12 protein-coding genes are annotated in these 16,978 nt (G+C 41.1%); 8 read left to right on the top strand and 4 right to left on the bottom strand.

Going from position 1 to position 16,978, the window contains the following annotated elements:
* Nucleotides 1-14: 14 nt before the first annotated feature.
* Both E2I05_RS07375 and ushA read left to right on the top strand, forming a co-directional pair.
* Nucleotides 15-2,675 carry an endonuclease gene (locus E2I05_RS07375; RefSeq protein ID WP_121853944.1) on the top strand — a complete coding sequence of 887 codons (2,661 nt, stop codon included), beginning with the start codon at nt 15-17 and terminating at the stop codon, nt 2,673-2,675.
* Nucleotides 2,676-2,769: 94 nt separating this feature from the next.
* Nucleotides 2,770-4,503, top strand: a complete 1,734-nt coding sequence (gene ushA, locus E2I05_RS07370) for a bifunctional UDP-sugar hydrolase/5'-nucleotidase UshA (RefSeq protein WP_121853943.1) — start codon at nt 2,770-2,772, stop codon at nt 4,501-4,503.
* Between the two features lie 784 nt (nt 4,504-5,287).
* On the opposite strand, the gene galU is transcribed toward ushA, so the two are convergent.
* The 4 genes from galU to E2I05_RS07350 form a co-directional block, all read right to left on the bottom strand.
* Entirely contained in the window at nt 5,288-6,169 is an 882-nt protein-coding gene (gene galU, locus E2I05_RS07365) for a UTP--glucose-1-phosphate uridylyltransferase GalU (protein WP_121853942.1), read from the bottom strand.
* A gap of 1,077 nt (nt 6,170-7,246) precedes the next feature.
* Nucleotides 7,247-7,711 carry an MAPEG family protein gene (locus E2I05_RS07360; RefSeq protein WP_218939903.1) on the bottom strand — a complete coding sequence of 155 codons (465 nt, stop codon included), beginning with the start codon at nt 7,709-7,711 and terminating at the stop codon, nt 7,247-7,249.
* Nucleotides 7,712-7,870: 159 nt separating this feature from the next.
* A complete protein-coding gene (locus tag E2I05_RS07355; RefSeq protein WP_121853940.1) occupies nt 7,871-8,368 on the bottom strand; it encodes a YHS domain-containing (seleno)protein in 498 nt (165 codons plus the stop codon).
* A 121-nt stretch (nt 8,369-8,489) separates the two neighbouring features.
* A complete protein-coding gene (locus E2I05_RS07350; RefSeq protein WP_207805293.1) occupies nt 8,490-9,425 on the bottom strand; it encodes an AraC family transcriptional regulator in 936 nt (311 codons plus the stop codon).
* 518 nt (nt 9,426-9,943) lie between these two features.
* Here E2I05_RS07350 and E2I05_RS07345 point away from each other — a divergent pair.
* The 6 genes from E2I05_RS07345 to E2I05_RS07320 all read left to right on the top strand — a co-directional run bounded on the left by E2I05_RS07345 (nt 9,944) and on the right by E2I05_RS07320 (nt 16,970).
* Nucleotides 9,944-10,366 carry a nucleotidyltransferase substrate binding protein gene (locus tag E2I05_RS07345; RefSeq protein WP_121853939.1) on the top strand — a complete coding sequence of 141 codons (423 nt, stop codon included), beginning with the start codon at nt 9,944-9,946 and terminating at the stop codon, nt 10,364-10,366.
* The gene (locus E2I05_RS07340; RefSeq protein WP_121853938.1) at nt 10,359-10,655 is read left to right on the top strand and encodes a nucleotidyltransferase domain-containing protein; all 297 of its coding nucleotides are present in this window, start codon (nt 10,359-10,361) and stop codon (nt 10,653-10,655) included. Before E2I05_RS07345 ends, E2I05_RS07340 begins: the two co-directional genes overlap by 8 nt.
* Nucleotides 10,656-11,033: 378 nt before the next feature.
* Entirely contained in the window at nt 11,034-11,393 is a 360-nt protein-coding gene (locus E2I05_RS07335) for a hypothetical protein (protein WP_121853937.1), read from the top strand.
* A gap of 108 nt (nt 11,394-11,501) precedes the next feature.
* Nucleotides 11,502-12,971 (top strand): DUF3375 domain-containing protein, encoded by a 1,470-nt coding sequence (locus E2I05_RS07330; RefSeq protein WP_121853936.1) that lies wholly within the window; start codon nt 11,502-11,504, stop codon nt 12,969-12,971.
* The gene (locus E2I05_RS07325; protein WP_121853935.1) at nt 12,971-13,582 is read left to right on the top strand and encodes a DUF4194 domain-containing protein; all 612 of its coding nucleotides are present in this window, start codon (nt 12,971-12,973) and stop codon (nt 13,580-13,582) included. Before E2I05_RS07330 ends, E2I05_RS07325 begins: the two co-directional genes overlap by 1 nt.
* The gene (locus tag E2I05_RS07320; RefSeq protein WP_121853934.1) at nt 13,572-16,970 is read left to right on the top strand and encodes an ATP-binding protein; all 3,399 of its coding nucleotides are present in this window, start codon (nt 13,572-13,574) and stop codon (nt 16,968-16,970) included. Before E2I05_RS07325 ends, E2I05_RS07320 begins: the two co-directional genes overlap by 11 nt.
* The last annotated feature ends 8 nt before the right edge of the window (nt 16,971-16,978 follow it).

Genomic DNA, 16,978 nt, shown 5'->3' with positions numbered 1-16,978 from the left:
AAAGAGATAACATTATGAAAATTAAAATGAATGCAGTTGCTGCGGCGACAGCTATGGTTTTGGGTACTTTGTCTACAGCGGCGAATGCTAATCTAGTTATTACTGAGTACGTTGAGGGTGGCGGCAGTAATAAAGCATTGGAGATTTCTAATGTAGGTAACAGTGCTATCGATTTAGGTGCCAACGTTTATAAGCTAAACCTTTACTTCAACGGCAAGACTGAAGTTGGAAAGACAGAAACGCTAAGCGGTACATTAGGTGCAGGTGAGAGCATTGTTTACCATAATGCTGATGCCGGTGATGATTTTAAAGTTGGTATAGCGTCCCAGATCACTTGGTTTAATGGTGATGACACTATCGTATTAACCAAGGATGACAGTGTTATCGATCGATTCGGTAAACTAGGTGAAGATCCTGGTTCTGAGTGGAAAGATGCAGACAACGCTGATTTCACAAGTAAGGATAGAACGTTACGCCGTAAAGCAAGTGTAACCGTTGGTGATTCTGAAACAACTGCTGATTTTCCAAGCGGAGACCAATGGGAAGTATTTGATAAAAATACTTCAGATGGTCTTGGTTGTTCAGGCGTAGATGCTTGTAACTCAACATCTACACCTGGTGTGCTGTTGATTACTGAATACGTAGAAGGCGGTGCTAGCAATAAAGCTATTGAGATTTCTAATGTTGGTGGTAGCGCTATTGATCTGGATGCTAACGTTTACAAGCTAAACCTTTATTTCAATGGTAAAACTGAAGCTGGAAAGACGGAAACTCTGAGCGGCACATTGGATGCTGGTAAGAGTATTGTTTTCCATAATGCTGATGCCGGAGATGATTTTAAGGTCGGCACCGCATCTCAAATTACTTGGTTCAACGGTGATGATACCTTAGTTCTAACAAAGGATGATGCAGTAATCGACCGATTCGGTAAATTAGGAGAAGATCCTGGTTCTGAATGGAAAGATTCAAGTAACGCTGACTTTTCCAGTAAGGATAAAACATTACGACGTAAAGTAAGTGTAACTTCTGGTGATACTGATGCAGCAGCTGATTTCCCAACTGGCGATCAGTGGGCTGTATTTGATATAAATACTGCTGACGGCCTTGGTTGTGCTGGTGAGAGCGCATGTGATGACTCAAATCCTGAACCAAACCCTGATCCAGAGCCAACGCCAGATCCTGAAACTGGACCTTGTACAAACTGTGAAATATTGACACCAGTAGCTGATCCAGAAACTTTCAATGATGAAGTTTATTACTCAGATGTACTGAGTGGTGACTTTGCTAATGCAGAGGCACTCAAAAATACTTTGTCTACCGTTATTGCCAAAGATCACAAACAGCTAACTTATAAGCAGGTTTGGAGCGTATTGACTTACGCAGACCAAGACCCTGCTAATGATAAAAATGTGATTGAGATCTACACGGGTAAATCTATTTCTAAGTTCAGCAACCAACAAAGCGGTAGCGCTGTAGGTAAATGGAACCGTGAACACGTTTGGGCTAAAAGTCATGGCTTCCCAAGCGAATCACAATGGGGCTTTACTGATGCTCATCACTTGCGTCCAGCGGACACAGGTATCAATACTAAACGCAGCAACAACGATTTTGGTGCATGTAAGGATACAGGTGAAGAAGTTCAGTTCGATGGTAAAGGTACAGGTAACTACCTAGATAAAGCTAAAGATTGCTGGGAGCCTCGTGATGAGATGAAAGGTGATGTCGCGCGTATGATCATGTATATGGATACTCGCTATCAAGGCACTGATACTGCAATTACTGGTATGCCTGATCTAGTGGCTGTAGATCATCTAACCACCTCAGAAGATGATAAAAACCCTGTAATCGGTACATTGTGTGATTTATACGCTTGGCATGAAGCCGATCCAGTATCTGACTTCGAGAATAATCGCAATAACGAAGTTTATAAATATCAAGGTAACCGTAACCCATTTATTGACCGCCCAGAGTTAGTACAACAGGTTTATGGTGCTGCTTGTGGTGATGAATCTGCCCCAGCTCCTAGCTTGGACTTAGAAGGTAAGATTGTTGTTCCTGAAACTGTAAACGAAGAAAGTGCATATATTATTGATGCTTCTGCGCTTACTGCAGGTGAAGACGTTACTCTTACTTATAAGTGGGAACAGGTAATTGGCGAAGAAAAAACGGAAGTGGGCACTGATGCCGTACTATCTTTGACTGCGCCAAAAGTAAAATCAGATGAAACTTTGAGTTTCACTCTCACTATCAGCAACGATACATTGCAAAACACTAAAACGGTTAGCATCAAGGTTGTTAACGTACCTTTAACTTTTGATGTTGAGTTTGCTGGTACAACTACAATTAACGAAGGTGAGAAAACAACCATTACAGCGACTGTTGCTGATGCTCCTGAAGGTGCAACGTACAGCTGGAAACAGGTTGCTGGTTCTGCGGCTGAGTTTACTGCAACTGATCTAACACTTGATGTGACTTCTCCAAGCGTAAGTATCGATCAAGATCTTGTATTCGAACTTACTACAACTGTTGGCGAAGAAAGCTTCAGTAAGTCAGTGAGCATTAAGGTAACTAACACTCCTGAAGAAGGTTGGAAGAAGCCTGATGGTGCAGGTAGTTTAGGTGGCCTTATGACGCTGTTACTACCTCTGCTTTGGCAGCGTCGTCGCCAGAGCTAATCATGCGTTAAGTGAATAAAAAGCAGCACTGGGAGTCGTCTTTGTGCTGCTTTTTTACTTAACAGATATATCTTAATTATATTGAAGAATTATTATGAATACTTCACTTCGTCCTTCTTACGTGTTTGTTGCTTTATTTGCTATTGGCCTTGCGGCAGCAGTGATCGACGGTGGTAACAAACAGGTTGAAAAGGCGCTCAAGGTGACAGCCTCTTATGCCTGTCAAAATGCAGGTGATGATTGTAAGCGCTTCACCTTGCTGCATACCAACGATCATCACGGCCGTTTCTGGCAAGGCTCCAGAGGTGAGTATGGTATGGCTGCGCGTAAAACTATACTTGACCAAATCCGCAAAGAGGTCTCCGAACAAGGTGGAGAGACGATATTACTCTCAGGTGGCGACATTAACACTGGGGTGCCTGAGTCTGATCTGCAAGATGCTGAGCCCGATTTTATCGGCATGAACCACCTTGGCTATGACGCCATGGCCGTTGGCAACCATGAGTTTGATAATCCATCAACAGTTATGGACAAACAGAGAGGTTGGTCAAAATTTCCTTGGTTATCGGCCAATATTTATCGTCAAGTAGATGGTGAATGGAAGCGTTACTTTGAGCCCTACAAGCTTTTCGAGATTCAAGGCTTGAAGTTAGCCGTCGTTGGCCTTACCACCGAGCATACCGCTGAAATAGGCAATCCAGAGTTCGTTGAATATCTAAAATTTACAGCGGCTCAAACTGAAGCGAAATCTGTTTTAGCGGAACTTGAAGAGAAGCATCAACCAGATCTCATTTTCGGTCTCACCCATATGGGGCACTATGAAAATGGGGAACATGGTAGTAATGCCCCTGGTGATGTAGCCCTTGCTAAAAGCCTAAAAACTGGTCAAATCCAAGCCATCATTGGCGGACATTCACAGTTGCCTGTTTGTATGGAAGGAGACACAGGCAAGTACGTGGAAGATTATGGCCGAGATGAGCCTTGTAGACCTGATCGTCAAAATGGCACTTGGATCATGCAAGCCCACGAATGGGGCAAGTACATTGGTCGCGCCGATTTTGAATACTATGGTGGTAAGTTACATTTGGCAAAATACCAGTTAGTGCCTGTGAATACAGAAACTAAGTTTGGTGCCCACTATCCGGCTCATATGCTGACTCCTAAGGATAAAGAAACCCTTGAACTGCTTCGCCCTTATCAGCGTAATGGTCAAATGAAGTTAAGGGAGAAGATTGGTGTTGCCAAGGCAGATTTCATTGGTAAGCGTAAGGTTGTTCGTTACCAAGCGATGCCTTTAGGCATAATGATAGCCCATGCTCAGACTCAGCTTCCTGTACCAGCTGATTTTGGCATCATCAACTCTGGCGGTATTCGCGCCAGCATAAAAAAAGGACCTATTCGCTATCGTGATGTCCTTACGGTGCAACCTTTTTCTAACAGTGTGACTGTAGCTGAAATGAATGGGCTCGAACTAAAGAAGTATCTGTCTAGAGTTGCACTTAAGACTCGAGGTTCAGGAGGTTTTGCTCACTTCAGTGGTATCAAGATGACGGTTGACTGTAAAGCTAAAGATGTTGATATCCAATCTGTCGGAGGCAAAGCGTTCAATCTAGAGGATAAATATCGATTTACCCTCCCAAGCTATAACGCGGCGGGCGGTAACAAATATCCAAAGTTAAAGGAAAAGGCGAGAGACACCGGCTTTATTGATGCGGATATGCTTTATCAATTCATCAAAAAGCATGATCAGCTCGACCCGGGCGACTTTAACAGAGCAAAAGATGTTCGCTATATCAACTCCAGAAATACTGATGGCTGTGGCAGTTAGCCTTATCATTTAATGCGATTCGTTCTCTGATAATCGGCGTACAACAACAAAGCCCAACCTTATGGTTGGGTTTTGACTAAAGGATAATACCATTAATTACAGTAATTAAATGCTCAACTCAGAGCTATGTATGTGCTCAAAGTGCAATCGAAATTGATGAAGACATAGTTGTTACCGACATACACAGCTGTCGTTATTACATTGCTACGTCAAGACAATTTTGAGAAGTATTCTTTATAAACCAAAGTGAGCACATACAAGCTCCCGAAGGGCATGGCTAAAGGGTTCCATACTGCGTTACAAGCACTTGAATTATCCCGACAAAATCACGAAGTGCGTTGAACACCAGCTTTGTATGGCGGCCGTAGGGAATATAGTACTTCGAGCTTGCGCCTTGCACTGAAACCCTTTAGCTCTTGCTGAGTGAGAGATTAATTACTGTAATTGGTATAATAACGAATTTTCTGACTATAACTTTGACTTGGTTAGATTATGTCAATCATTTCACTGTGAATCACACCATCTAATGTATCAATGATACTTAGGAAAGTTACGGAAGAAAGTATACCGATGAGCTCTCGTCACTACAGCGCAGGCTGGAAACGAAGTAACGACAGTTTTGTATGTCGATAATAACCAAACCGCACAAGCTCTGTCTTGTATAAAACGACCAATTTATCGCTGCAAAAATAATCACGAAAGATAAACAGCCCCTAGTACCTTTGCTTTTTTCTATAAAAGCCACTAGACCACTGACACTCAAAATGTTAGATACGACTTCAAACTATTTCAGTAACTCAATCAACTTTTTCTTAAACTCGCCGCCTAACTTTGGATCATTCAAACCATATTCTACAAATGCCGTAGCATAGCCAAGCTTATCGCCACAATCGTGTGACTTACCTGACATATGAAAGGCTTCAACCGTTTCTTGTTCAATCAACATATCAATGGCATCGGTGAGCTGAATTTCATCACCTGCACCAGTCGGTGTTTTGGCTAATAATGGCCAAATATTTTTTGATAATACATAGCGTCCTACGACCGCTAAATTTGAAGGAGCTTCATCCACACTCGGTTTTTCAACCATTTTTTTGATTTTTACCGAGTCAGTAGGCTTAAGGACGGCACCATTGCAATCTGCAATCCCGTACTTATTCACTTCAAACTTAGGGACTGGCGCCACCATAATCTGACTCGCCTCTGTTTCATTAAAGCGCGCTTTCATGGCCGCTAAGTTATCTGTCTTTTGGTTAGCGGTATACTCATCCAATATTACATCAGGCAATACCACCATGAATGGATTATCACCGATACAAGGTTTCGCACACATTACCGCATGCCCTAACCCTTTAGCTTCGCCTTGACGAACTTGCATTATAGTTACGTCTTTGGGGCAAATCGATTGGATCTCATCAAGCAGCTGTCGTTTAACCCTCTTTTCTAATGTCGATTCAAGCTCGTAGGATTTATCAAAGTGGTTTTCGACTGCGTTTTTACTGGCATGAGTCACCAATACAATTTGTTTGACGCCAGCCTCAACACATTCATTAACGATGTATTGAATGAGCGGTTTGTCTACAAGCGGAAGCATTTCTTTTGGGATAGCCTTGGTTGCAGGTAGCATCCGAGTCCCTAAACCCGCAACAGGTATAACAGCTTTCATTTATATCAATCCATAGAAATCAAGAACAATATCTTTTCATGTACGCTTCTATTTGTGAAGAAAAACTTAATTCCCCCGATTAAATGATCCATCATTAGTACCTTTGGTGTATATATAAACCAAGCACTTTCAAAACTTATTGCTCAGTTATCGCTCTATGATATCAAATAAAAATTTACCTGATATTTTATATTGATGGTCGAAAGCCCTTTTAAGAGCATTCAACCATCAGGAATTGAGTAATACCAATTACAGTAATTAATCTCTCACTCAGCAAGAGCTAAAGGGTTTCAGTGCAAAGCACAAGCTCGAAGTACTATATTCCCTACGGCCGCCATACAAAGCTGGCCTTCAACGCACTTCGTGCTTTTGTCGGGATAATTCAAGTGCTTGTAACGCAGTAACGGAACCCTTTAGCCTTGCCCTTTGGGAGCTTGTATGTGCTCACTTTGGTTTATAAACCTAAAATCATCAGTTGAACGCTGAGTATATGAGTAACTGTTTGAGCAATATGATGACTTTATCATCATGGCTTTCACCCAATGAGTGAAGTGCTCTACGCTCACAAGCTTGCTAAAATGACTGCTATCTGTGTTGTAACTTTTGCAAGTAGAATAACTACTTGCTGCAAACTACGCCTTACTATCAGCCATTTTTTCTACGCTTGAGAACGCAGTCAACTGATGTTTCTAGGATAAAGAATACTTCTCAAAATTGTCTTGACGTAGCAATGTAATAACGACAGCTGTGTATGTCGGTAACAACTATGTTTTTATCAATTTCGATTGCACTTTGAGCGCATACATAGCTCTGAGTTGAGCATTTAATTACTGTAATTGGTATTAAGTACATTTTTAGGAAAGTTGTGGAAGAAAGTATACCGCTGAGTTCTCGTCACTCCAGCTCAGACAGGAAACGAAGTACGACAGTTTTGTATGTCGGTAGTCTAGTGCCTTTGCTTTTTTCTATAAAATCACTGGATACCTGCCTTCGCTGGTATGACAAAGCTTGGTACTTTCTAAATAAATCGCTAGCTCCCTTAGATATTTCGAGACAGCACAAAATTAATTATACTGACTACATGATAACCTGTGCACCAATCATGAGAATAGCAGCCCATGATACCAAATACGTAGGCGTTCGAAGGTAAGGTATCGCTAAACTAAAGACGAATGCATGGACAACTCGAGCATAAAAGAATACTTGTGCCCATAATCCAATAGTGTCGATAGCCGTATCTACAGCCAGATAATTAGCCGCTAACACTACAGCAATAAAAGCTGGCATGGTTTCAACCATGTTTAAATGTACACGTTGAGCACGTTTCTCCCACTCTGATTGCTGAGGGATGACTTTAGGATAGCTGTGAAGAAATCCTGGTAGCCCCCATGTGATCATTCGAGATAGTATGTAAGGGATCCAGAGTAATACTGTCAATACCCCACTTAAAGCCAAATAATAATTTGCAGTTTCCATGATTAATTCCTTTGGTGATCCTTTAAAATCGTTATAAAAAGGAGCTGTTGTTTCGCTGATATACAATCTCTCGTTCCAGCGCGACCGTTAACTTACGATTGTGTCTAGTATTGCCTTCACAATTACTCGCGACGTATCTACTGAATTAACCTAAACTTTGTGTAATGAAGTTTATAAGGACTTGCTTTCACAAAGTTAGGTTAATTTAGTGTCATGGGCTTATTACTACAAAGCTGAAGCTGCAGTATGTTTAATTTTTTTCCAATTTTTAGATGCTTTTTTAATGGTGCCTTTTTTATCTTTTTTAAATTCATTGTAAATATCTTCATTTAAAAACAAATAAAGTTTACCGTTTTCGACAGATGCAAAATTTGGATTTCCATCAAACTTTTTACCAACTGAAACACCAAATGTACAAAAGCCACCATTTTGGGGAACGTACTTACTTGGATTGTTTTTGAATGCTATTTTGTTTTTTTCGCTTGAAAAATAATACGCAACATTCTGGTAAGTCTCTACGTAACTTGCATTACCTGCAATACGATTATTAATATCTAAAAATGCAACAGGATCAATTCCATGTAATCCTAATGGTGCTCCCACTGTAGTTAAACCAGGCGCAACATTGTTTTCATCCGCCGAGAAAGCGGGTGCAGTGAAAGATAGACTGGTAGCAATAATAACTGCTGCGATGCTCAGTTTTGATAAGTTCAGTGATGACATTGTGTACTCCAATATGTAGTTAATAAGTTCGGGAGTAACAATGACGAGCTATGAGCAATATTTCAACTTACGAGCATTAACTTGGCACTTTCTGCACATTGTTTGGGACAAATTGTATGATTTATAGCATATTCCGCCGATAATCAGACGGTGAAGCTCCAAACTTACCCGAAAATGCTCTAGTGAAAGCAGAGGGAGATTGATACCCAGTTTGATCAGCAATTTGTTGGACACTCATACGAGAGCTGTCTAACAAAGCTAATGCCTTTTGTAAGCGCCAGTCTGAAAGATAGGCCATAGGGCCTGTGCCTATTAGTTTACTGAACCTATCTGAAAACCGACTACGGGACATGGCTACTTTAGATGCCAGACTTTCGACTGTCCAAGGTTGAGAATGTTGTGAGTGTATTAGCTTTAAAGATTGACTTATCTTAGGATCACGGCAGGCTTCTAGAATTGACGAAAGTGCAGAATTTTGCTGAATTCCTGAGCGGATCAACTCTATAAATACGATTTCAGATAACCGAGTTACAGAGGCTGCCGAGCCAAGGTGATCATCGAAAACTCTTCGTGAAATCATTCGCAATATTTCGTCCATAAGAGGATGTTTGGCTCTAAAAGTTGCAGAGCTTACTAAGTAATCTGGCAGAGCGCGAAGAATTGGGTGATCAGCTTGCTCCCGAAATGAAAAGTGACCACAAACTAATTGTGTTGATGCGTTTATGTCACCAGATCCAACCGTTAACACACCGTCACCAGTGTAACCTACATCCGTGAGTAAACGTTCTAACGGAGGTGCTTTTCCGTTTGGGACATCGGAAATAATATGAGATACCCCTCTCGGGATTAAAATAAGATCTCCTACTGTAAGGTGAATGACTTTCTCTTCTGATATTTTTACATAGCAGTGTCCTTGCAGTACTAAATGAAAACGAGCTGCATTTGAATATTGCGGTACGGTTACCCCCCAAGGAGATGAAAAATCAGTACGGAAGTACAAAGCACCTTGTAGATTAAGGGTATTAAAAACATCATCAAGAATATCCATAAAAGCCATAGTTTGTATCAAAACATGGGATGATTTGTATGATAATCAATCATAAAAGTCAATGACTAGACTGTAACAACAAAACTCGGTCAATGAGCTTGGCTACAAACAGATAATGCTTTTTAACCAATGATTAGGGGCTGTTTATCTTTCGTGATTATTTTTGCAGCGATAAATTGGTCGTTTTATACAAGACAGAGCTTGTGCGGTTTGGTATTCCAAATAAGCAAGCGATAACGCAGTAGAAATGGCCAATTCACGCTGTCTTAGATGCTTTTGAGCGTTCACTATTCTGTGTTGTAACCCGTTTACTTAGATGACTAAGCTTTACTGCTTACGCCTTGAACAGATAAACGCTCAAATAGCACAAAATTTAATCCTGAAAGATAAACAGCCCCTAGAATGGCCTCATGAAACTTGAAGTTCACGGCTTACACATATATCGAGCGGATATTAAGACTTAGCGTCTTCCATGAGCATCATCTAGCCTATATAATTATATTAATTAAATCAGTAGAGTTTATGTCATGCCTATCGATACACGTTATTTATCAAAGTGCATCAAAACCCTTTTTGAAGCAAAAAAGAAGTTGAATGAGTTAGAGTCAACCGACATTCAATATGACATATATCGGGCAGCCTGCGTTAAAGAATTTGAAATTATCATTGAGCAATCGGGTAAGCTACTAAAACAAGCGTTAATCCCCTATTTTCACTCAATCAAAGCAGTAAAAACACTCTCATTTAAAGACGTTTTTCGTCATGCGGCTCGATTTGATTTACTCAGCTTAGAAGAAACTGAACGATGGTTAATATATCGTGATAATCGTAACCAAACAGCCCATGATTATGGCGAAGGTTTTGCTGAAAAAACCTTAATTTTACTTGATACTTTTATTAATGACGCAACGCAATTAGCACAAACGTTATCTGAACAAGATTATGATTGAAATAAGAAAAAAAGACTTACTCACCATTAAACACATTGCTGCCAACACATTAATTGATGGCTCAAAACTGTGGGCCTATGGCAGTAGAGTAAAAGGTACATCTTATGAAGCCAGCGATCTTGATTTGGTTATCATCACACCTAAAGGTAAAGTGAATGATATCGTTGATTTTCGAGAAAAGCTGCAAGAATCCACGCTTCCCATCCTAGTACAAGCTTATGGATGGGAGTACTTACCAGAACATTTTAAAGCAAGCATAAAAACTTGCTACGAAGAAATACTGTTCTGAACGCTTCCAACAACATCCTAAACCTAACCCTCTAGAAAATAATAGTTTTAGCAAAGTACTTTATACGAGACTGGCTTTTGATGACATTGAGTAAGGAAAGTTGCGGAAAAAAGTATACCGATGAGTTCTCGTCACTCCAGCGCAGGTTGGAAACGAAGTAATACCAATTACATCGATACGGCTATGCGACCTGCATTGCACCTTGTAAAGGCACTAAACCTGAACAAAATGTAATAACGACAGTTTTGTATGTTGGTAATAATGATCAAGAAACTTGTCTACATTAAATCAATTGAACTATTTTTAATCAGCTTTACTTTATTTGATGAATATCTTTTAGTACCTTTACGCTTCCTTTAAAAATAAATAGGTCAACCTATGAGGTTTGAAGATAAATTTATCGTTGAACTTGAAGCCATTGAAACTGCAATTGCTGAAGTGTATCGGTCAAACTCTGAAACCTACGACAGCCAAGTCGATAGAGCACTCGGTTCCGTGATCAGTAACTTAAAAGCACAACAGAAAAACAGGCCGAGTCAACCAAACTCTTATTCCGGTGTCGACTTACAGCTTTATCAAACCATTTCACAAACCACTCAAACCTTACTTGAAGATGAGACGGATTTAACAGTAGAAGATGTAATTAACTGTTTAAAAACCGTCAGAAAATCAGTGAAACGTTGGAATAAGCAGAATGGCCGTCAGGGTTATTTAACTTTTATCGATCGCTTTGTGTAAAATTTTATCATTGTATTTCTGTTGTTAGACCATCACATTTGCTATTTAACAGACTGATAACACACCACTTAAAGCATCAATATGTCAAAGACTAAAATAGGATAAGCCATGCCACTTTCCTTCAATTATGGTTTTATTGAAGAGCTAAAATCTCATAGCATGGCGCTTAAGTTGCTACGCTCACCACATCTATCATTTATTGCCAGCTTCTTACATCAGGTTTTTATCCTCTCTAATCGGCGTACCATTGCCTATACCGAGCTTGTTGGGCTATTGGAAAATCACATTCAAGAGATCAGAGACACCCACGGTGAGGCGCTATTTCCAAAATCAGCGAAAAGCTACCTAGATGATTGGATCAACACCCAAACAGGTTATTTGAGAAAATACTTACCCAAAGAGACTGATGAACCAGAATGTGACTTACAACCTGATATTGAAAAAGTACTGCGCTGGCTCGAAGATCTCCAAGGTCGCCGCTTTGTAGGCACCGAATCCCGCTTGCAAAATTTACTGCAACTGATCACTGAGTTGAGCCAAGGCATCAACCTAAATACGCAGGAAAAGCTCACTTACCTAAAACGTAAACAAGCACAAATTCAAAACGATATTGAAGCGGTGGAAAACGGGCAAGACATCAATTTATCCGACACGCAAGTCAAAGAGCGTCTATTTTTTTTATCGGATCTTTCTCGGCAGTTACTCGGTGACTTTAGACAAGTTGAAGCCAACTTTCGAACCCTCGATAAACAAACCCGAAAAACCATTACTCTTTCTCAGGCGCAAAAAGGTCAAGTACTGGATCAAGTTTTTGAATATCAAGACGTCATTGAAAATTCCGACGAAGGACAATCATTTTCGACTTTTTTTGAGTTATTGATGACGCCAGAAATGCGTGATGGTATGCGTAAAAATTTACAAGCGTTACTCAAACATAAAGAAGCTCAAGAGATTGTGGCAAGCGACACTTTATTGCGTCATCTATACAGCTACTTATTGGATGCAGGCCGTAAAGTGAATACCACAAGACAGCAGGTTACCGATCAACTTCGGCGATATGTACAAGAGCAATCTCAAGATAACCGCCGCATTTTAGAACTCATTCGAGATTATGAAAAAACACTGCACACCAGCATCGAAAAAATGCCTATAACAACAGAGGCCATCACTGAACTCGATTCTGCAAGTATTGAAATTTCATCTCTATTCAGTCGCAAGCTTTACCAAGAACCCCAACAAGAGCAGTTTTCAATACAGCCAGAGCAGCAAATCGATCCCCACAGCGCTGATCTCAGCCAGTTATTTGCTCTCAGCCACATCGACGAAGATCAACTCGTTCAGCATATTCAGCATCAACTGACTCATGAAAAAGGCCAAACCAACCTTCAGAAAATCATTAACACTTACCCACTTGAATTTGGCTTAGACGAACTGCTGACCTACGTAAAGCTGGCCTGTGAAGGTCCAATTTCCGCCAATATTGATTTTGATAATTTACAAAAAATTGAATGGCACATTGACGGTGCGCCCCGGAGCGCAACTTTGCCTACCATTCGCTTTTTCAGAGAAACAAATTAATGCAATCAGAAGAAAATAACTTTAATGCTCAGCTGGAAACCCTGCACAAAACACTCAAAATACGCTTACTCAAAGGGCCTGTTTTTCGAGAAAACCAGCGTCAAGAATGGGAAGTTCTGGAGCGTGATCAAACCTTGTTGCGTACCTATTTCAGTCAAATTGGGTTGTCACTGCGGATTGACGATGTTGAAGGTTATGCGTTTTTAAAGCAAGAAGACAAGGAGGACGATAACACGCCAAGTTTAATTGTCAGACGCAGCTTAACTTTTCATCAATCGCTGCTCTTGGTGATGATCCGTAAGCGTCTCGCCGAACACGACAGCGAAGAAAGTGCCCCTAGATTATTTGTTCATCGCCAAGAAATTCACCAATGGTTGCAGCCTTATTTTTCTGATGCTGCCAACGAGATCAAACAGATCAAACAATTTGATACCTTAATCAAAAAGGTCAGTGAATGGGGCTTTTTGAAAGCGTTGCCACAGCACAGCGATGAGTTTGAAATCAAGCGCATTATTAAAGCCTTTGTCACCGCCGAAGATATTGCCAGCTTCACATTGCTGCTAGAGCAACGTCTAAAAACCGAAGAAAATGAGGAAAATCATGATCAGTAATAATACACCAGCCTCTACATCTTTAGGTGGTTTCAGATTGCATGATTTACAAGTTTTAAACTGGGGTACGTTCGATGGACAGATCTGGAATTTGCACGCTCAAAGCGGTAACAGCTTACTGACGGGTAATATTGGTAGCGGTAAATCCACGCTCATTGATGCATTAACTACCTTACTCGTGCCAACTCGAAAACTGGCGTTCAACAAAGCCGCTGGTGCCGAAGACAAAGAGCGTACCTTTGAGTCTTACTTTCATGGCTACTATACCTCTCAGCAAGACGCCAATGGTAAAGCACAGGCAATCGGCCTCAGAAACAAAGTCCATTATACGGTAGTACTGGGGCAATTTTACTCACAAAACCGTAATGAATGGATCACTATGGCACAAGTGTTCTGGATTAAACCCGATGAACACAAAGTGAAACGCTTATTTGTTGTGGCACAGAAACCGTTAACCATTGCTAGAGAGTTTACCGACTTTGGAAGCAAAATCCTCGACTTACGGAAACGCCTGCGAAAACAAAACGACATCGATATGTTCGACACTTTTGGGCCATATCAACAAAGCTTCAGTAAACTGCTTGGTCTTGGTGCTGACGGTAAGGCGTTAGAGTTATTCAACCAAACCATTTCCATGAAATCCGTCGGTTCAGTAACTGAATTTGTGCGCAGTAACATGTTGAGCACGCCAGATATAGAAGCCCAGGTATCGGAGCTTGAGCGCAATTATGATGACTTAAAACGTATGCATGATGCAGTAGTTAGTGCACGTCTGAAAGTGGACTTACTCAAACCGGTTGAACAGTTCGGACAACAAGCCCTTGAAGCTGGACAACAAAAGCAGCACTTTGAGCTAAGTCGGGAATTAGTGGATGCTTTTATGGCCAATATCGCCCTCCCCCTTTATCAAAAGAATATTCAGCGTACACAGCTCAAGCATCAACAAACTTTCCAAGAAATTGCCAAAGTTGAAAGCCAAGAACGCACAGAACTCCAGAGTCTTAGAGGTATTGAGCAAGACATTGCCAGCAGTGGCGGTCACCGCTTGTCACAACTTACGAGCCAGATTGAAGATCATCGAAAACAACATCAACAAAGGCAATTGCACCATCAAGAATATATCAAACTGGTACAGGCACTGGAGTTCAACGACTTTTTATCGCCAGAGCAAGTGATTCAGAATATTGCCAAAGCTAAAGTTAAAGCCTCAGAATGTGAAACAGAGCTTGAGCAGCACGAACATCACAGTGATGACTTAAAACTTCAGCTGAACCAGCATGTGCAGCAACAAACGTTACTTAATGACGAACTTAACGCATTAAAAAAGCGCACCTCAAATATTCCGGCTCGCCAACTGCATATCAGAGAAATGATCTGCGATGCGTTGGATCTCAGTGAAGACCAACTGCCATTTGTGGGTGAACTCATTCAGGTAAAAAGCGAACAACAGCAGTGGCAAGGTGTCATTGAACGCGTATTACACAGCTTTGCACTCAGTTTAGTCGTACCCGAAGGCTATTATGACGCCATTAACCGCTACATCAATCAAACCCATTTAGGCGGAAAGTTGGTGTATTTTCGGGCTGATGAAGACATTAAACCCATTGAAAACAGCCAATCACAAGATCAGCTGCCCGCAAAGATCATTATTAAGCCAGATACGCCATATTACACTTGGTTACTCAGTGAAATACTAAAACGCTTCAATTACCAATGCTGTGACGATCTCACTCACTTTCGTCGCTTCGATAAAGCCATCACAGCGCTTGGATTAATTAAAAGCAGCAAAGCCCGTCATGAAAAAGATGACCGCCACAACATCGCGGATAAAAGCCGTTATGTGTTGGGTTGGAGTAACAAAGAGAAAGTTGAGCTACTTGAAGCCGAGCTGCAACACACCTTGCGCAAAGAAAAACAAATCAAGATTTCATTAGAGCAATATAAAGCTTTCAGTCGTGATCTCACTCAGTTGCACCGAAAGGCGCTCAATCTCGCCGAATTCAGCCCTGACTTTGAACGGTTAGATCACCTTGAGCTTAGCCAGCGAATGGAGCAACTTGAGACCGAGCGTCAACAACTGATGTCCGCTGACAGCCAATTAGCTGAGTTAGAAAAACAAAAACAACACATTGAAACCTTACTCGCTGATCATCAGCAACAGCGTACAGAAAAATTGAAAGACTTAGGTGGTCTAGAAATCACATTAGAGCACCTTCAACAAGCACTGGCCTCAACGCAGGAGGTGGCAAAAGAGCTTGACACTGCGGCGGCAGAGCAAGTCACTAGCTTACAACAAGTGTTCGAACAATATGGCACCAGCAAAGGCTTGCGTATTGATATGCTCAGTAAGCAAACCAGCCTGCTCAGACAAAAGCTTAATCAAAAAATCCACCAGCTCGAAGACAAACGCAGTAAACGAGAACAAAAGATGGCTCTGGCTATGCGTGAGTTTGCCAATCAATTTCCTAACGATTGCAGTGAGCTCGATACCAGCTTGCAGGCATTAGCTGAATACTGCACCATTTTAGCCAAGTTAGTTGAAGAAGATCTGCCTCGCCATGAACAACGCTTCAAAGACATGCTAAACAGAGATACCATTCGCTCGATGGCGCTATTTCGAAGCCAATTGGATAAGCAAGAGGAAGAGATCTTAAGCCGTATTCAATTAATTAACCGTGCACTTTTACAGCTCGACTACCAAAACGGCACGTATATTGAAATTGATGCTATCAATGCTGGCGACACTGACATTCGCGAATTTAAACAAAGATTGAAACAATGCGTCGAATACAGCAGTGACGACAACCTGTATTCAGAGCAGAAATTTGAGCAAGTAAAATCGCTGATTGAGCAACTGCGCAATGAGCCTAAATGGACTCAAAAAGTCGTCGACGTCCGTTTTTGGTTTTTGTTTAATGTGGTTGAGCGCTACCGTGAAGATCACTCTGAAAAGGAATGTTACTCAGATTCTGGCGGCAAATCAGGCGGTCAAAAAGAGAAACTGGCCTATTCAATTCTCGCTGCTGCCATTTTATTGCAGTATCAACTGATCAGCGACCAGACCACATCAAACAAAAAACGCCAATTTAACTTAGTGGTGATTGATGAAGCCTTTGCCAGAGGATCAAAAGACAGTACTCGTTTTGGATTAGAGCTCTTTAAAAAACTCGGTTTGCAATTGCTTTTGGTTACGCCCATGCAAAAACTGGATATCATTGAGCACTATATTCAAAACGTACATTTTGTAGATCAAAAAAATAATCGTTCAATACTGCTCAATATGACTATTGAGCAGTACCAAGAAAAACTGAAACAGAGCCAAGAATTGCAGAAGTATCGGGCGATGGTTACCTCTAAAAATACTGAGCAAGAAAGCGTTAAGCTCTAGTCGGTGAA

This window comes from Parashewanella spongiae (genome assembly GCF_004358345.1).
Taxonomy (GTDB): domain Bacteria; phylum Pseudomonadota; class Gammaproteobacteria; order Enterobacterales; family Shewanellaceae; genus Parashewanella; species Parashewanella spongiae.
This window is presented reverse-complemented; position numbering and strand designations above follow the sequence as displayed.